Annotated in this window: 18 protein-coding genes; 6 read left to right on the top strand and 12 right to left on the bottom strand. The window is 67.8% G+C overall.

The features are described from left to right. Positions 1-32: 32 nt before the first annotated feature. The 3 genes from E3N86_RS15800 to E3N86_RS15810 all read left to right on the top strand — a co-directional run bounded on the left by E3N86_RS15800 (position 33) and on the right by E3N86_RS15810 (position 1,823). Positions 33-926: a D-hexose-6-phosphate mutarotase gene (locus E3N86_RS15800; protein WP_134512265.1), complete on the top strand. Its 894-nt coding sequence runs from the start codon at positions 33-35 to the stop codon at positions 924-926. Positions 927-1,055: 129 nt separating this feature from the next. Continuing rightward, positions 1,056-1,481 carry an Asp23/Gls24 family envelope stress response protein gene (locus E3N86_RS15805; protein WP_241986190.1) on the top strand — a complete coding sequence of 142 codons (426 nt, stop codon included), beginning with the start codon at positions 1,056-1,058 and terminating at the stop codon, positions 1,479-1,481. Between the two features lie 75 nt (positions 1,482-1,556). Next, entirely contained in the window at positions 1,557-1,823 is a 267-nt protein-coding gene (locus E3N86_RS15810) for a GlsB/YeaQ/YmgE family stress response membrane protein (RefSeq protein ID WP_104099742.1), read from the top strand. A gap of 129 nt (positions 1,824-1,952) precedes the next feature. Here E3N86_RS15810 and E3N86_RS15815 read toward each other — a convergent pair whose 3' ends face one another. Then, positions 1,953-2,474: a DinB family protein gene (locus tag E3N86_RS15815; protein WP_104099743.1), complete on the bottom strand. Its 522-nt coding sequence runs from the start codon at positions 2,472-2,474 to the stop codon at positions 1,953-1,955. A 118-nt stretch (positions 2,475-2,592) separates the two neighbouring features. Between E3N86_RS15815 and E3N86_RS15820 the strand changes: the two genes are divergently transcribed. Both E3N86_RS15820 and E3N86_RS15825 read left to right on the top strand, forming a co-directional pair. Continuing rightward, on the top strand, positions 2,593-3,003 hold the full coding sequence (locus E3N86_RS15820) for a DUF4383 domain-containing protein (RefSeq protein WP_104099744.1): 411 nt from the start codon (positions 2,593-2,595) through the stop codon (positions 3,001-3,003). Between the two features lie 36 nt (positions 3,004-3,039). Continuing rightward, a complete protein-coding gene (locus E3N86_RS15825) occupies positions 3,040-3,621 on the top strand; it encodes a hypothetical protein (RefSeq protein WP_134375341.1) in 582 nt (193 codons plus the stop codon). 52 nt (positions 3,622-3,673) lie between these two features. Here the strand turns inward: E3N86_RS15825 and E3N86_RS15830 are convergent, their stop codons facing one another. Both E3N86_RS15830 and E3N86_RS15840 read right to left on the bottom strand, forming a co-directional pair. Then, entirely contained in the window at positions 3,674-5,023 is a 1,350-nt protein-coding gene (locus E3N86_RS15830; protein WP_166785113.1) for a serine hydrolase, read from the bottom strand. 287 nt (positions 5,024-5,310) lie between these two features. Beyond that, on the bottom strand, positions 5,311-6,624 hold the full coding sequence (locus tag E3N86_RS15840) for an ATP-dependent RecD-like DNA helicase (protein ID WP_134342711.1): 1,314 nt from the start codon (positions 6,622-6,624) through the stop codon (positions 5,311-5,313). A 111-nt stretch (positions 6,625-6,735) separates the two neighbouring features. Between E3N86_RS15840 and E3N86_RS15845 the strand changes: the two genes are divergently transcribed. Then, on the top strand, positions 6,736-7,779 hold the full coding sequence (locus E3N86_RS15845) for a hypothetical protein (protein ID WP_134512267.1): 1,044 nt from the start codon (positions 6,736-6,738) through the stop codon (positions 7,777-7,779). Between the two features lie 33 nt (positions 7,780-7,812). Here E3N86_RS15845 and E3N86_RS15850 read toward each other — a convergent pair whose 3' ends face one another. From E3N86_RS15850 to E3N86_RS15890, 9 genes are all read right to left on the bottom strand, one after another. After that, the gene (locus E3N86_RS15850) at positions 7,813-9,819 is read right to left on the bottom strand and encodes a cytochrome c oxidase assembly protein (RefSeq protein ID WP_174843030.1); all 2,007 of its coding nucleotides are present in this window, start codon (positions 9,817-9,819) and stop codon (positions 7,813-7,815) included. A 118-nt stretch (positions 9,820-9,937) separates the two neighbouring features. Next, positions 9,938-10,225 (bottom strand): HU family DNA-binding protein, encoded by a 288-nt coding sequence (locus E3N86_RS15855; RefSeq protein ID WP_104099750.1) that lies wholly within the window; start codon positions 10,223-10,225, stop codon positions 9,938-9,940. Positions 10,226-10,497: 272 nt separating this feature from the next. Then, positions 10,498-10,803, bottom strand: a complete 306-nt coding sequence (gene rpsN, locus E3N86_RS15860; RefSeq protein ID WP_104099751.1) for a 30S ribosomal protein S14 — start codon at positions 10,801-10,803, stop codon at positions 10,498-10,500. A 2-nt stretch (positions 10,804-10,805) separates the two neighbouring features. Next, a complete protein-coding gene (rpmG, locus tag E3N86_RS15865; RefSeq protein WP_104099752.1) occupies positions 10,806-10,973 on the bottom strand; it encodes a 50S ribosomal protein L33 in 168 nt (55 codons plus the stop codon). Beyond that, positions 10,973-11,209, bottom strand: a complete 237-nt coding sequence (rpmB, locus tag E3N86_RS15870; protein ID WP_104099753.1) for a 50S ribosomal protein L28 — start codon at positions 11,207-11,209, stop codon at positions 10,973-10,975. The genes rpmG and rpmB overlap by 1 nt, the downstream gene beginning before the upstream one ends. Before the next feature lie 295 nt (positions 11,210-11,504). Next, on the bottom strand, positions 11,505-11,900 hold the full coding sequence (locus E3N86_RS15875; RefSeq protein WP_104099754.1) for a Fur family transcriptional regulator: 396 nt from the start codon (positions 11,898-11,900) through the stop codon (positions 11,505-11,507). Then, the gene (locus tag E3N86_RS15880) at positions 11,897-12,703 is read right to left on the bottom strand and encodes a metal ABC transporter permease (RefSeq protein WP_134512268.1); all 807 of its coding nucleotides are present in this window, start codon (positions 12,701-12,703) and stop codon (positions 11,897-11,899) included. Before E3N86_RS15880 ends, E3N86_RS15875 begins: the two co-directional genes overlap by 4 nt. Continuing rightward, positions 12,703-13,677: a metal ABC transporter permease gene (locus tag E3N86_RS15885; RefSeq protein ID WP_134512269.1), complete on the bottom strand. Its 975-nt coding sequence runs from the start codon at positions 13,675-13,677 to the stop codon at positions 12,703-12,705. Before E3N86_RS15885 ends, E3N86_RS15880 begins: the two co-directional genes overlap by 1 nt. A 1-nt stretch (position 13,678) precedes the next feature. Then, positions 13,679-14,470 carry a metal ABC transporter ATP-binding protein gene (locus tag E3N86_RS15890; RefSeq protein ID WP_104099757.1) on the bottom strand — a complete coding sequence of 264 codons (792 nt, stop codon included), beginning with the start codon at positions 14,468-14,470 and terminating at the stop codon, positions 13,679-13,681. Positions 14,471-14,475: the final 5 nt, after the last annotated feature.

A 14,475-nucleotide genomic window follows, 5' to 3' on the forward strand; every position in this document is an offset into this window, starting at 1 on the left:
CGCTCGGTCGCGGGAAGCGCGAAAATGGGCTCATGTCCTCCGTAAGCGCTGCACCCAGGTCTCTGCCCGCATCCGTTCGAATCGGAGAGGGCCGCGGTAGCCTCACCGTGGTGAGAGTGGTCGGTCGCGCCGGCTCCGCCGAGATCTACCTGCACGGCGCGCACGTCACCGACTTCACCCCGGCCGGCGGCCGGCCGGTGCTTTTCCTGAGCGACCTGAGCCGGTTCGAGGCCACCGCCGCGATCCGCGGCGGCGTGCCGATCTGCTTCCCCTGGTTCGGTGCGAACGCGCTCGATCCGGCCGCGCCGTCGCACGGTTTCGCCCGCCTGATCGAGTGGGAGCTCGTGGACGCCCACGAATCCGACGACGACGTCGTGCTCACCTTCAGCCTCACCGACACTCCCGCCACACGCACCTCGGCTTGGCCCCACCGTTTCGAGGCCCGCTACACGGTCACCGTCGGCGCCCGCCTGACCCTCGCCCTCCGGGTGACCAACCGGGAGACGGATGCGCTCAGCTACGAAGAAGCGCTGCACACCTATCTGCGAGTGAGCAATGTGCGCGGCACGACGGTCTCGGGGCTGCAGGGCACCGCGTTCCTGAACCAGCTGACCGCTCTGACCGAGCCCGCGGAGAACAACCCCCTGGGCTTCGGCACCGAGACGGACCGCCTCTATCTGGGCAGCCGCGGCAGCGCCACCGTCGCCGACCCGGACGGCCGCACCGTCACGATCGAATCCGACGGATCCGACAGCACCGTGGTCTGGAACCCCTGGGCCGACAAGGCCGCCCGGATGAGCGACTTCGGCGACGACGAGTGGCCCGGCATGGTCTGCGTGGAAACCGCGAACGTGCGCCGGGACCAGGTACGTCTGGACGCCGGCCAGAGCCACACGACGACCGTCGAGTTCGCGGTTTCGGCCTGAGAACCGACCTTCGGGACTGCCCCGCAAAAACTTTCTTTCGGCGCTAGCGTGACGAATTCCCGTCGACCGACGTCATACTAGTGTCGCCCGGCTCGTGCCACGCGCCGCGACAGATTGGAGCCTGCCATCGTGGAACAGACGACCTCCGCACGACCAGCCGTCCCCCCGACCGGACCAGGGACGACTGTCATCGCCGATGGCGTCGTCGCGAAGGTAGCCGGCATCGCCGCACGTGAGGTGCCGGGCGTTCACGCGCTCGGCGGAAGCGCGGCCCGGGCTCTCGGCGCCATCCGGGAAGCCCTCAGCGTCGCCGACCTCTCCCCCGGGGTGAGCGTCACCACCGAGGGCGCCGCGGCATCCATCGCGATCTCCATCGTCGTCGAGTACCCGCACGAACTGCAGAAGGTCGCGGGCGCAGTGCGCAACGCGGTCGAGACGGCGATCGAGACAATCGTCGGCATGCAGGTCACCTCGGTCGATGTGACCGTCAAGGACGTGCACCAGGCGTCAGATGACACGGTCGCGGACGTCGACGAGACAGACACCCCGGACTAGTCCGGCTCTTTTCCCCACTTCACCAGAACTGACCTTCATTAGTTCGCAAACAACAGAGAGACGCAAGGACAAATTATGGGCTTCATCGGATTCCTTATTCTCGGACTCATCGCCGGCGCAATCGCCAAGGCAATCCTGCCGGGCAACCAGGGCGGCGGCTGGGTCATCACCCTCATCCTCGGCGTGCTCGGCGCGTTCCTCGGTGGTTTCCTCGGCTCGGTCATCTTCGGCACGGGTCTGGAGAACTTCTTCGACATCTCGACCTGGCTTCTCGCCATCGCCGGCTCCGTCATCGTTCTCGTGATCTACGGCGCACTCACGGGGCGTCGCCGCCGGGCCTAAGTCACGGCAGCGCGACAAGCGCGAACGAACGGGCGCACTATTAGGGGGTGCTCCGGTTCGTTCGCGCTTATTTTTTGTTGATTCGTGCCTGCTGGCGTCCGATTGCCGGCATTCTGCGTGCCGGTGGCGTCAGCCGCCGGCGACGTCGTGCAGGTGGTGCACCGGATCGTGCACAAAATATTGCCCCATCGTGGTGACGGTGAACCGGGCACCGTCGCTGCGGCGACCGGTTCGGCCGTGGTCTGCGGGCGAAACGGCGGCGAAAGAGCCGGCGACGGATGCCGCGGCTTCGGCGAGTTCGCGGGCCACGACCGCCGGCTCCTGCTCGTTATAGCGCTCCATCACCGCGGTGGCGTCCTGGTCCCAGTTCGGGAAAGCCGGGTCGTCCTCGGCGAGCATGAGGGTGAGACGCTCGTCGAAGATGCGGAACACGTCGCGAACATGGGCCGCGTATTCCAGGGCAGACCAGGTCTGCTCGTCGGGGCGCGACGCGACATCCGTTCGCTGCAGCACCGGCTGCCAGCGGGCCGCGTTCTCGCGCACCAGCCGCGGAATGTGCGCGAAATCGACGTCGGCGGCGGAGAAACCGCACTCCGGGCAGGGGCGCTCCAGCACCCAGGTCCAATCTTTTGTATCCGCGCTGATTCCCATCCGGTGATCCTATCCGGCGGTCACGGCTACGCACCGGTGTCCGGCCAAACCGAACCGTCGTTGATTCCGAACAATGGGCGAGCACGGATGCACCGTGACATCTACTGGAGGTCTTCTCATGCGTACATCCCCCAACCGCATCATTGCCACTGTTTTCGGTGCCGTCTACGTTCTGGTCGGCGTGCTCGGTTTCTTCGTGACCGGCGGCGTCGACTTCTTCGCCACCGATGGCGGCCTGCTTCTCGGCATCTTCGCGGTCAACCCTCTCCACAACACGGCCCACCTCCTGATCGGCGCAGCACTGTTGATCGCCGGCCTGGCCACGGCCCCCGCCGCAAAGGCCGTCAACACCACGGTCGGTGCGGTGTACCTGCTCCTCGGAATTGTCGGTTTCTTCATCGCCGACACCGCGCTCAACATCCTCGCCCTCAACACGGCCGACCACTTCCTGCATCTGACCAGCGCCATCGTGCTGCTTGGAGCCGGTCTCGCAGCCGACAAGACGGTACCTCGCACGGTCACCGTCTAGCCCACGCGCGCCACCCACACCGCGGACAGGAATCCCATGACGCAGATCACGCGCCTCTGGATCGCTTTCGCCGCCCTCGGGGCAGGGATTATTCACCTGGCCGTGGGCGCCGGCGCTCCAGCCCTGCTCGCCGTCACCTTCGTCGGGCTCGGCGTCGCCGAGCTCTGCTGGGGTGTGGCGACGCTCGTGCGAGGAAGGCATCTTTGGCCGAACCAGGCCCTCGTCGCCGCCCTTCTCCCGGGCGTCGTTTGGGCTGCAATGGTGGCGCTCCGCAGCACCTCGGCGGTGCCGGCCGACGCCACAGTGCTGCCGGTCTTCCCAATGACCATCGCCACCCTGTTCGGCGTGTTCGTGGCCGTCTCCCTTGCCCTCACCCGGCGGCGTGCCAGATGCCGGGCGGCGGCATCCGACACCCCTGCCGGGGTGACCGGGGCGACCGAACCCGCACCGCAGGGCTGGCGTTTCCTGGCCGCGCTGACGCTCGGCGGCCTGCTGGTTTCCGGCCTGACCACTCCGGCCCTGGCCGCGACGGATGCCGGCACTCAGGCGGTCCCGCACGGGTCCCACGGTCACTCGGGCCCCGCCGTTCTGCCCGGCGCACCGCACTCCCACCACTGACCGGCTGCGGGCCAAAGATAATTCCCGGGTCTCGCTGGGCCCGGCAGCCCTTCTAGTCCGGCTGCTGCGATCCGCAGACGGCGACAGCCCGGATTTCGCTGGCGATTTGGTTTTCGGTCCAGGGCAGGTTCAGCTGGGGTGCCGGCACCTCTCCGGACGCGGGCGCAGCGCCGGCGACCGCGGCAAGTCGGCGGGCGACCGCCTCGGCGAATCCGCGGCCGGAGGTCGAATTATTGAAGGCGACCACTACCGTGAGTCCGCTGACCGGGTCGGCCATCGCCGCCGAAATGAAACCGGGGATCTCCCCGGACTGACCGAGCAGCGGGCCGAACCGCTCGACCCCGAGGCCGTGTTGATGCCAGGAGAGGGCTCCGGCACCCGGCAGAACCGGCGCCCACTGCGCATCCGTCGATGTTTTCGACAGGAGGGTCCCCGCGGCCAGCGCCTGCGCCCAGATCTTCAGGTCGTCGAGGTTCGAGACCGCCCCCGCCGCCACTCCGCCCACCGAGGGCGACAGCTGCGTCACATCGAGCACGCTCCCACAGCGGGCCCTGCCGACCGGATCAAGGGCCGCGGCATAGCCGCGGGGACTCGGCCCCGGGATCGCAAGCTCGCCCGGCGATGGCAGGCTGGTGTTCGTCATGCCCAGCGGTTCGAACACGTAGTGCCGGTAGAGCCACGGCCAGTCGCGTCGGGTTGCCTGCTGCAGGGCGAGACCGAGCAGCACGACCCCGGTATCCGACGCGGACCAGGTTCCGCCGGGCAGCGCCACCCGAGGTGCGCCCGTGCCGCTCGCGATAACTTCGCGCGTCGACCATTTGCGACTGGGGTTGGCCATAATCTGCGGAGCCATCAGTGAGGCGTGATCGGCCAGGCCGGACGTGTTGCGGCAAAGCTGCCCGAGGGTGATTTTGTCCAGCCCCACCACCCGGGGCACGTAGTCGGACACCGGATCCTCCAAGCGCACCTGCCCCTCCTCGACGAGCCGGAGCAGCACCGTGCAGGTCAGCGCCGTCGTGTTGGTGCCGATCCGGAATCGCATCTCCGGGGTGAGGGCACCCGGTGTCGTCCTCGAGACGGACCCGGGCGACGCGACCCAGGTGCCGGCCCACGGCGCCCAGACACCGGCAATGGCCCCCGAGGAACCGGACAGGGTCTTCGCCTCGGCGAGCACGTCATCCAGCCGGGACGTGACCTCGGACGAGAACGGGGCCGCCGCCTGCGCGCGGGCCTCCGGGGACGCATCCGTCGCCGCGGTGCACGCCGTCAGCACGAGGGCGGCACTCACGACGAGAGCCGGCACGCGGTGGTGGCGTGTGTGGGGGCTCGCGTGACGAGGTGCGGAGCCGGCTGGTACAAGGCCGGCTGCGGCCTGGCTGATCGGTGCCTGTCCGAGCTTCATCGCCTGACCCCCGTCGCGTCGCGGCCCACACAGGAGCGCCCCTGCACGACGGAGTGTACCCACGCCGCCGTCCGGCCGCACCGTATTGCTGCCGGCGCCCCCCCCGGCTCTCGCTCTTGCCCCTACTGCCGCCCTCGTCCCTAACGAATTCGACGGAGATTTTGGGCTAGAGACTCTAGTTTTGGGCTGTTCTGCACCGTTTTCGGCAAAATCTCCGTCGAATTGGTGCGTAGGCAGCGGCGGGAGAGGCAGCCGCGAGAAGGGCAGCCGCGGCGGTAAACACGGGGCTAGTCGGCGGGGGTGACCGGGCAGGGGGTCTCGGTAGCGCGCGGGCCGCGCATGAACCGCTGCACGTTCTCGTCCACGATCATGTCGCTCGGGCGCAGCGGACGGGTCAGATAAAGGCCGTCCAGGCTGGTCAGCCGGCTGAGGGCCACATAGGTCTGGCCGGGGCTGAACACGCGCGCGCCGAGGTCGACGACCGCGCGTTCATAGGTGGCGCCCTGCGATTTGTGGATGGTGACCGCCCACGCCAGCCGCAACGGGAACTGCGTGAACTCGGCGACGACGTCTTTGCGCAGCTTCTTCGTGGTCGGGTTGTAGGTGTACTTGAACTTCTCCCACACCGCCGGTTCGACCTCGTGCGTTTCGCCGTCGATGTCCACGTACACCGTCGAATCGACCCGAGTGACGGTGCCGATGCTGCCGTTCACCCAGCGCGGGCCGCCGTCCTGGTTGGAGTCGTTGCGCAGAAACATGACCTGCGCCCCGACCTTCAGCTCGAGCACCTCGTCGGCGGGGAATGTGCGCCCGCCGAAGTCGCCGGTGACGTCGGCCTTGGCGGTCAGCGCCTTGCCGGGGAGGCGTTTGAGAGCGGATGCGTTGATCCGGTTCACGGAATCGTTGCGGGTGGCCAGCGTGATCACGCCCTCCCTCGGCGGGGTGCGGGCGCCCGCGGCGTTGAGCGCGCCGCCGATCTCGGCCGTGACCTGCCCGTGCCGCACCGCGTTGAGCATGTGTTTGAAGTCGGCGTCGCGCTGCCGGTGCACCTCGGTGAGCTCGAAGATGCGCAGGTCGGCGACCTGCCAGACCTTCGCGTCGAAGAACCACATCGACCGGTAGGTGTCCGCGAAGTAGGCACGCTCGTCGGAATCCCCCGGCACCGGGGCCAGCTGGTACGGGTCGCCGAAGAGCACGATCTGCGCGCCGCCGAACGTGTCGTTCGGCCGTTGCCGCGCCTGACGCAGGCTGCGGTCGATCGCATCCATCAGGTCGGCGTTGACCATCGACACCTCGTCGATGACGACCGTGTCGATCGTGTTGAGCAGTTTGCGTACCTGGTCGGACTGGTCGATCGCGTTGTCGGCGATCACGCCGATCGGCAGGCGGAACAGGGAGTGGATGGTCTGGCCGCCCACGTTCAAGGCCGCCACCCCGGTGGGAGCGGCAATCACGATCTGCTTGCTCGTGTTCCAGGCGAGGTGATTGAGCAGCGTCGACTTGCCGGTGCCGGCGCGCCCGGTCACGAACACGTTCTGCCGGGTTCCCTCGATGGCCTCGAACACTTCGGCCTGCTCGCGCGACAGCGGAATCTCAGACACGGGGGCGCTTTCGATGGGGTGCGGACGGGACATACCACTGTATCCGGCCCGGCTGCACGAGTCGGCCCCGGTCTACGGGTTGGTGGAGAACCGGCCCCGTAGGATGTGGGGGTGAGCAACCGGGACGGCAGGCGCCGGCGTAACGAGCGGCGCGCCATCGTGGCCGTGGTCATCGTTGCCGCCCTCCTTGGCGCAGGCCTGGTCGCGACGATCGGGTCGCTCAACCGCGACCTCTACAGCGCCGGCAGCTTCGTGGGGCAGTATCTCGGCGCCCTGGCCCGCAAAGACACCGCCAGTGCGCTGCTGCTTCCCGGGGTCAAACCCACGGCTGCGGAGCTCAAAGCGGCCGCGCTGCCGAAGGACCTGCCGGACACCCTGCTGCGGAACTCCGTGCTGGGGGAGCTCACCGACATCCGTCTGACCGCTGACGACGAGTCGGCCGACGGACGGCACACGGTCGACTACGAGTTCCGGCTGAACGGCACACCCGCGGCGATGACCTTCCAGGTGGAGAGCGCCGGCACGTTCTTCGGCGTTTTCGACAGCTGGCGCTTCACCACCAGCCCGCTGGCCGTGCTGCGAGTGAACGTGCTGCAGCAGGCCACGTTCTCGGTGAACAGGCTGACCCTCGACACGCGTGCGCACGCCGCCGATGGCGCGCCGGAAATGTTCTCGAACCAGGCGGCCTACCTGGCCTTCGCACCAGCCCTCTACTCGTTCGAGCACACCTCCACCCTGCTCGACGCGGCCTCGCAGACGGTGCCGGTCGTCGCGTCCGGGGTGACGGATGTCACGGTCGACGCCCAGCCCAACGCCCAATTCATCGGTCAGGTCCAGGCCGAGCTGGACCGTTTCCTCGACGATTGCACCACGCAACAGGTGTTGCAGCCCACGAACTGCCCATTCGGCATCGAGATCAACGACCGGGTGCGAGACGACCCGATCTGGTCGATCGCCCAGTATCCCCCAGTCACCCTTGTGGCCGGCGACTCCACCTTCGAGATGCCCGACACCGAGGGGCAGGCGCACATTGTGGTGGAGGTGCAGTCGCTTTTCGACGGCGATGTCGAGGTGCGGGATGAGGACGTGGCCTTTGCGGTCGCGATCAGCGTGACCGTGAACCCGGACGGGTCGCTCGCTCTCCAGCTGCGCTGACCGGCGGCGGCTGCCCTGCTGAACGCTTTCTTGCTACTCCGAGCGGTCGTGCGCGGCGAGGCGGGCCAGGCCAGCGTTGTACTGGAGCAGTTCGGCGTCGCCCGTGCGGGCGGCGTTTCGGTCCTTGCGGCGGGTTTCCTTCTCGTCGCTGCGGCTCCATTGGATGGCCACCGCAATGGCCAGGGCGATCGTTGGGATCTCGCCGACGCTCCAGGCGATGCCACCGCCCATCTGCTGGTCCTCGATGCCGCTGAGCCCCCAATCGCGCCCCATGGCCCCGTACCAGTCGGCGAGGAGCAGCCCGGTACCCGTCATCATGGTGACACCGAAGAAGGCGTGGAAGGCCATCGTGCCCAGAAGAAGAAGCAGGCGGCCGGCGTAGGGCAGGCGGTAGGGCACCGGGTCGACGCCGATCAGCGACTGCACGAACAGGTAGCCGGTGATCAGGAAGTGCACGATCATCCACTCGTGGCCGATGTGGTCGGTCGTCGCCCAGCTGAATAGCGAGGAGTAATAGAACACCCAGAGTGAACCGGCGAAGAGCACGGCTGCGACCAGCGGATTGGCCAGGAACCCCGCGTACGCCGAGTGCACGGCCAACAGGATCCACTCGCGGGCGCCGCGGCTGCCATCCTGCCGCTTGCGGATGGCCCGGGCGGCGAGAGTGACCGGCGCCCCGGGCACCAGAAAGACGGGCACGAGCATGGTCAGGGCCATGTGCATGAGCATGTGGGAGGAGAAGAGGTACTTCGCGTAGAGGTTCGCGCCGCCGTTGGTGATGTAGAACAGGATCAGCATGCCGGTCACCCAGAGCACGGTGCGGAAGACGGGCCACTTATCGCCGCGGCGGGCCAGGCGGCGCACCCCGGCCACGTAGAAGAAGATGCCGAACGCGCAGAACAACACCCAGGCCAGGTCGAAGTTCCACTCGGTGAAGTAGCGGCTGAAAGTGAGCGGCGGTGGCAGGAGCTCGCCGGTCAGGATCTGGGCGGGCGTCGAGGTGGGAATCTCGGTCGCCGTGATCTGCTCGACCGGCGTCGCGGTCTTGGCGAGGGCGGCGGCAGCCCCGGAGGCGAGCCCCATGAACGCCAGTTCCGTGACGATGAGCCACCAAAACCAGACGTTCCGGCGGGGTGCGGGGGTCTGGGCGTCTGCGGGGGTGCTCCGCAACATCCGCCCGATCACGTACCGGCGTTGCAGCACGCCGAACACGCCGAGCACGGTGAGGGCGAAGACCTTGACCAGAACGAGGATGCCATAGGGCGAGAGCAGCCGGTCCCAGGCACCCAACCGCAGTTCGGCGCCGACGTAGCCGGACGCAGCGACGACGATGAAGGAAACGAGGGCGAGCGAGGAGTAGCGCGCGATGACCGGATCGAGGCGGCCGCCGGCCAACTGCTTGCGCAGCACGATGATGGTCAGCAGCCCGCCCAGCCAGACCGCGGCGAAGACCAGGTGCAGACCCAGGGCGGTGATGGCCACGTCGTGCCCCTCGGCGCCGGCCGCGTGCCCCTGTAGTGCAATCGGCACCAGGGCCCCCACGGCGAGGACCGTGACGAAGACGAGCCCGGTCAGTGAACGCACCGCGAAACACAAGACGGTGACGAAGGCCGCGATCAGGGTGGTGATCAGCCAGGCCTGGCCGATCTCGATGTCGCTGAAGAACTGCCCGGCGGTGGCGCTGAACCGGTCATCGAAGCTGAGCGGAATGGTCGTCACCTGCAGGAAGGTGAAGAAACCGGTGAGGGCGGATGCCACGGTGAAGACGGCGGCGGACCCGGCGGCGAAATCGAGGGCCGCGTTGTATTCGGGTTCCCGAGGGCTCAGGGCGAAAAGGGTGAGCACGAGGGCGCCGATGGTGCCGGCGGCGCTGAGGTTGACGAGGAGCTTGGCCAGCGGGAGACCCCACCGCACGACTGGTCCCGGATCGGCCAGCAGTTGCGCCGAAGCGCCGCCACCGTAGGCTAGCGCGACGAGCGTCGCCAGCGTCGCGACCAGCAGAAGCACTGCCGGACCGGAGATACGCACGAGACGAGGCACTGACTCAGCCTAACCGTGCCCGGTGGACGCACGCTCCACGAGGCACGCTGACGTGTGACGTCACAGACGAAAGCAGGGCGCCGACCGAAGGCGACGCCCTGCTTTCTTGGTTCGCGACCTACTTGGCGGCAGCCTTGAGCTTGCTACCAGCGGTCAGCTTGACGCGGTGGCCCGCGGCGATGGCGATCTCTTCGCCGGTCTGCGGGTTGCGGCCGGTGCGCGCTGCGGTAGCGGTGCGCTCGACTCCGAGCCAGCCCGGGATCGTGACCTTGCCGTCGTTCGCGACGGTGTCGGCGAGAGTTGCAAAGAAAGCGTTCAGAACGCTGTCAACTGCAGCCTGGCTCTGGCCAGAGTCTGCGGCAACCTTGGCAACGAGCTCGGTCTTGTTCAGCGACTTGTCAGCCATTGAGTGTCCTCCTCGGACCTTTGTCTGTAAAAACAGGGATTCACGTATTGCGGGCGACGCTCCGAGGAGCGACTCCGTTTGGCCGGTTGGACCGGGTTGAATCTAGCAGACAACCGCGGAATTCCGCGGATTTGCGGCGTTTCCAGCCGGTTTGGCTGCCGTAACGGCTTCATTTTCGCTGTGGGCGAAAAAAGAGGATGCCGACCGGAGTCGACATCCTCTCGCTTCAGAACCGAGGTTCCGAATGACCGGCTAAGCGGCTTGGTGCGTTGTTACCAGCTGGACTTGGTGATGCCGGGCAGTTCGCCGCGGTGAGCCATGTCGCGGAAACGCACGCGGGAGATTCCGAACTTGCTGAGGTGTCCACGGGGACGACCGTCGACCGCGTCGCGGTTGCGCAGGCGAACCGGCGACGCGTTGCGGGGAAGCTTCTGCAGGCCGAGGCGAGCAGCTTCACGGGACTCATCGGTGCCGGCCGGGTTGACGAGGGCCTTCTTGAGCTCAAGGCGCTTCGCGGCGTAGCGCTCGACGATAACCTTGCGCTGGTTGTTCTTGGCAATCATGCTCTTCTTCGCCATTTTTAGCGCTCCTCACGGAAGTCAACGTGCTTGCGCACTACGGGGTCGTACTTCTTGAGTACGAGACGGTCGGGGTCGTTGCGACGGTTCTTCTTGGTCACGTAGGTGTAACCGGTGCCAGCCGTCGAACGGAGCTTGATGATCGGGCGGACGTCATGCTGCTTGGCCATTAGATTTTCTCCCCACGAGCGAGAAGGTCCTTTACGACCGATTCAATGCCACGAGCGTCGATCACCTTGATGCCCTTGACGGACAGGGTCAGCGTGACGTTGCGGCGAAGCGACGGTACGTAGTACTTCTTGGTCTGAACGTTCGGGTCGAAGCGACGCTTGGTGCGTCGGTGCGAGTGCGAAATGTTGTGTCCGAAGCCGGGAACGGCGCCGGTCACCTGACAAGTAGCTGCCATGGTTCTCCTCCAATACCGAAGGGCGACTGCCCTTCCCAAGATCTCTTGTCGGCTGGCGTGACTACGCTTCCGCGAAGCGGAAGCGAGCGAACCAGCAGTGCACGCACAGATATGCGCAGCAGCATGCAACATTACGCGGTGCTCTCCCCCAGCGCAAACTGAACCAATTCGACGGAGATTTTGCCGATTGAGGCCCTAAAGCCGGCAAAACTGGGTTGTGGGGGCAGAATCTCCGTCGAATTCGTTCGGGGCGAGGACGAGTCCGGCGCGCGGAGCCCGGCGCGCGGCGGTTGGCCTAGTCCACGGATGTGGCGGAGCAGGCCGCGCAGAGACCGAACACGTCGACCACGTGGGCGGCCTGGCTGAAGCCGTGTTCGGCGGCCACGTTCTTGGCCCAGTTTTCCACGGCGTCCGCTTCGATCTCGACGGTGAGTCCGCAGTTGCGGCAGATCAGGTGGTGGTGGTGGTCGGTCGTGCTGCAGGCGCGGTAGAGCGCCTCACCGTCGGGCGACTGCAGCGAGTCGGCCTCGCCCTCGCCGGCCAGGTCGGCCAGGGCCCGGTACACCGTGGCCAGGCCGATGGGCGAACCGGTGGCGTGCAGGCTGGCGTGCAGACCCTGGGCGCTGACGAATCCCTCGGCGTCGCTGAGTGCGGTGCGCACGGCCTCGCGCTGCCAGGTGTTTCGCTTCATGCTTTCAACCGTAACCGCGCCCGGACCAGCCGGCGACCGCCCAGGGCCACCAGGAAGAAGACGGCCGCGGTGAGGGCGATCGCCGGCCCGGCGGCCACGTCGATCGCCCGGGACAGGAGCACTCCGACCAGGCCGGCGGCCGCGCCCAGCACCGGAGCGAGAACCAGGATCTGGGTGGCGGTGCGCGTGACCAGGCGCGCGGCGGCGGCCGGGGCCGCGATCAGCGCGATCGCGAGGATCGCCCCGACGGCCGGCATTGCGGTGACCACGGTGGCGGTGGTCAGGGCGAGGGTGAGCAGCTCGATCGGCCATTCCCGGAATCCGGCGGCGCGGAATCCGCTCGGGTCGAAGGTAGAGAACAGGATCTCCTTGCCCAGCAGCACCATCACGGCCACGGCCACCCCGAGCACGCCGACGGCCAGCCAGACGTCACCGGTCGTGACGGTGAGGATTGACCCGACCAAATAGGAGTCGACCTGCACCGGCAGCGACGGGTTGAGGGCCTGCAGAAGCACGCCGAGCGCGAAGCCCGCGGTGAGCAGGATGCCGGACGCCACCTGGGTGCCCTGCCGCTTCACCCGGCCGATCAGGGTCATGATGCCGACGATGAGGATGCTCGCCAGGGCCGCCCCGAGTGGGATGCTCACGCCGACGATCGTGGCGGTCACGGCGCCCGGGAAGGTGGCGTGGGTGAGGGCCTGGGCGAAGAAAGTGCGGCGGCGCAATACGACGAGGGATCCGACCAGCCCGCTGAGGGCGCCGATCACGGCGGCCGCGAGGAGTGCCTTCTCGAAGTAGCCCATCACGTCACCAGCTGTTCGTGCGGCGGCGGGGTGTGCGGCTGCGGGGTGTGCGGCTGCGGGGACAGCGGCGGCGGGGTGCGCGGCGGCGGGGTGTGCTGCGACCGCAGACGGGGCGAACCCAGCCGCCGAAGACCGTCGATGGACAGGCGCAACAGCAGCACCACGGCGTAGCCGGCGACCAGCACCAGCACCACGGTCGCGCCGCTGGGCAGGTCGAGACCGGCCTGCACGGATGCCTGGAAACCGAGCACGAGCCCAAGCCAGGCACCGAGGGCCGCGAAACAGGCCGCGATCGGGAACAGCAGCCAGAGCCGGTCAGTGATGAGCCGGGCCACGGCGCCGGGCACGATCAACACGGCCAGGACGAGGAGGTTGCCGACGGCGCTGGAGGCCGCGACGACCACGAGGGCGATGGCCACGTTGAGCACGAGGTCGAGCGCGAGCGTGCGGTAGCCGGCCGCGGCGAAGCCGACCCGGTCGAAGGCGCGGAACACCTCCTCCTTGAGCGTGAACCCGATCAGGACCAGCGCCACGAGGCAGATGGCGACGGTCTGCACGACCTCATTCGGGCTGACCGTGAGGAGGCGGCCGAAGAGAAGCTGCTCCAGCTGGCCGACGTAGTTCGTCTCGCGGGAGACCAGGATGATGCCCACGCTGAACATGGCGGTGAAGACGATGGCGACCGCGGCATCCGAGGACACGGACTGGCGCACGATCAGGGTGAGGATGACCGCCGCGAACAGGGCGGCGACCATCGCGCCGGCGAACAGCCCCTCGCGCCCACCCCAGACGAAGCCGATCGCGATGCCGGGGAAGACCGCGTGGGTGAGACCGTCGCTGATGAACTCGAGGCCCCGCAGATTGACCAGCACCCCGACGACGCCGGCTACCAGGCTGAGCGCACCCAGCACGAAGAGGGCCCGGGTCATGAACGGCAGGGCAAAGGCGTCGATCAGCGGGCTGAGGAAGTCCATCTCAGTGACCGGTGTGCCCGGGCACAACCACGGTGTGCTCGTCGATCTCCACGCCGACCTCTCGGAACGTGCGCTGCACGTTCTCCAGGATCAGCACCGACTCGCGCGGCCCGAACGCCACCTGGGCGCCATTGAGCAGCAACACCTGTTCGCAGACCTCGCGGGCGAGCTGGAGGTCGTGGGTGGAGACGACCACGGCCACCCCCTCCTCCTTCAAACGCTTGACGGTGCCCACGAGCGCGTCCCGATTCTGCTGGTCGAGGCCGTTGAACGGCTCGTCGAGCAGCAGCAGGCGGGGCCCCGCGGCCACGGCCCGTGCGAGCAGTCCGCGCTGCTGCTGGCCGCCGGAGAGTTCCCCGAAGCGGGTTTTCGCGCGATGCGCGAGGCCCACCGCGTCGAGTGCACGGGCCACGGCCTGACGGTCGCGCTTACCGGGCAGGCGCAGCCAGCCTAGCGAGCGGTAGCGCCCCATCATGACGACCTGCTCGAGCGTGACCGGGAACTGCTGGTCGATCTCGTCGGCCTGCGGCACGTAACCGATGGATCCGGCCGGGGCCGCTGCCGCTCCCAGCACCTCGACGGTGCCGCTCACGCGCTGGATCAGGCCGAGGATGCCCTTGAGCAGCGTGGACTTGCCGGACCCGTTGGGCCCGATCAGCGCCACGGCCTCGCCGGCGTGCACCTCGAAGTCGATGTCGGCCAGGGCAGGGCTCTGGCCGTAGGAAAAGGAGGCGCCCGCCACCTTGAGCGCGACAGGCGCGCTCGGCCGTACTTGAGAAGGGTTCTCGATCACTGACT

Origin of the sequence: Cryobacterium sp. Hz7, assembly GCF_004402815.1 — a bacterium.
Lineage (GTDB): Bacteria > Actinomycetota > Actinomycetes > Actinomycetales > Microbacteriaceae > Cryobacterium > Cryobacterium sandaracinum.

Excerpts from the sequence above, each read along its gene's own strand:
- E3N86_RS15815 (WP_104099743.1), bottom strand. The coding sequence starts at position 2,474 with ATGGGAATCAGCGCGGATACAAAAGATTGGACCTGGGTGCTGGAGCGC.
- E3N86_RS15800 (WP_134512265.1), top strand. The coding sequence starts at position 33 with ATGTCCTCCGTAAGCGCTGCACCCAGGTCTCTGCCCGCATCCGTTCGA.
- E3N86_RS15885 (WP_134512269.1), bottom strand. The coding sequence starts at position 13,677 with ATGGACTTCCTCAGCCCGCTGATCGACGCCTTTGCCCTGCCGTTCATG.
- rpmB (WP_104099753.1), bottom strand. The coding sequence starts at position 11,209 with ATGGCAGCTACTTGTCAGGTGACCGGCGCCGTTCCCGGCTTCGGACAC.
- E3N86_RS15855 (WP_104099750.1), bottom strand. The coding sequence starts at position 10,225 with ATGGCTGACAAGTCGCTGAACAAGACCGAGCTCGTTGCCAAGGTTGCC.
- rpmG (WP_104099752.1), bottom strand. The coding sequence starts at position 10,973 with ATGGCCAAGCAGCATGACGTCCGCCCGATCATCAAGCTCCGTTCGACG.
- E3N86_RS15820 (WP_104099744.1), top strand. The coding sequence starts at position 2,593 with ATGCGTACATCCCCCAACCGCATCATTGCCACTGTTTTCGGTGCCGTC.
- E3N86_RS15825 (WP_134375341.1), top strand. The coding sequence starts at position 3,040 with ATGACGCAGATCACGCGCCTCTGGATCGCTTTCGCCGCCCTCGGGGCA.
- rpsN (WP_104099751.1), bottom strand. The coding sequence starts at position 10,803 with ATGGCGAAGAAGAGCATGATTGCCAAGAACAACCAGCGCAAGGTTATC.
- E3N86_RS15830 (WP_166785113.1), bottom strand. The coding sequence starts at position 5,023 with ATGAAGCTCGGACAGGCACCGATCAGCCAGGCCGCAGCCGGCCTTGTA.
- E3N86_RS15880 (WP_134512268.1), bottom strand. The coding sequence starts at position 12,703 with ATGGGCTACTTCGAGAAGGCACTCCTCGCGGCCGCCGTGATCGGCGCC.
- E3N86_RS15875 (WP_104099754.1), bottom strand. The coding sequence starts at position 11,900 with ATGAAGCGAAACACCTGGCAGCGCGAGGCCGTGCGCACCGCACTCAGC.
- E3N86_RS15810 (WP_104099742.1), top strand. The coding sequence starts at position 1,557 with ATGGGCTTCATCGGATTCCTTATTCTCGGACTCATCGCCGGCGCAATC.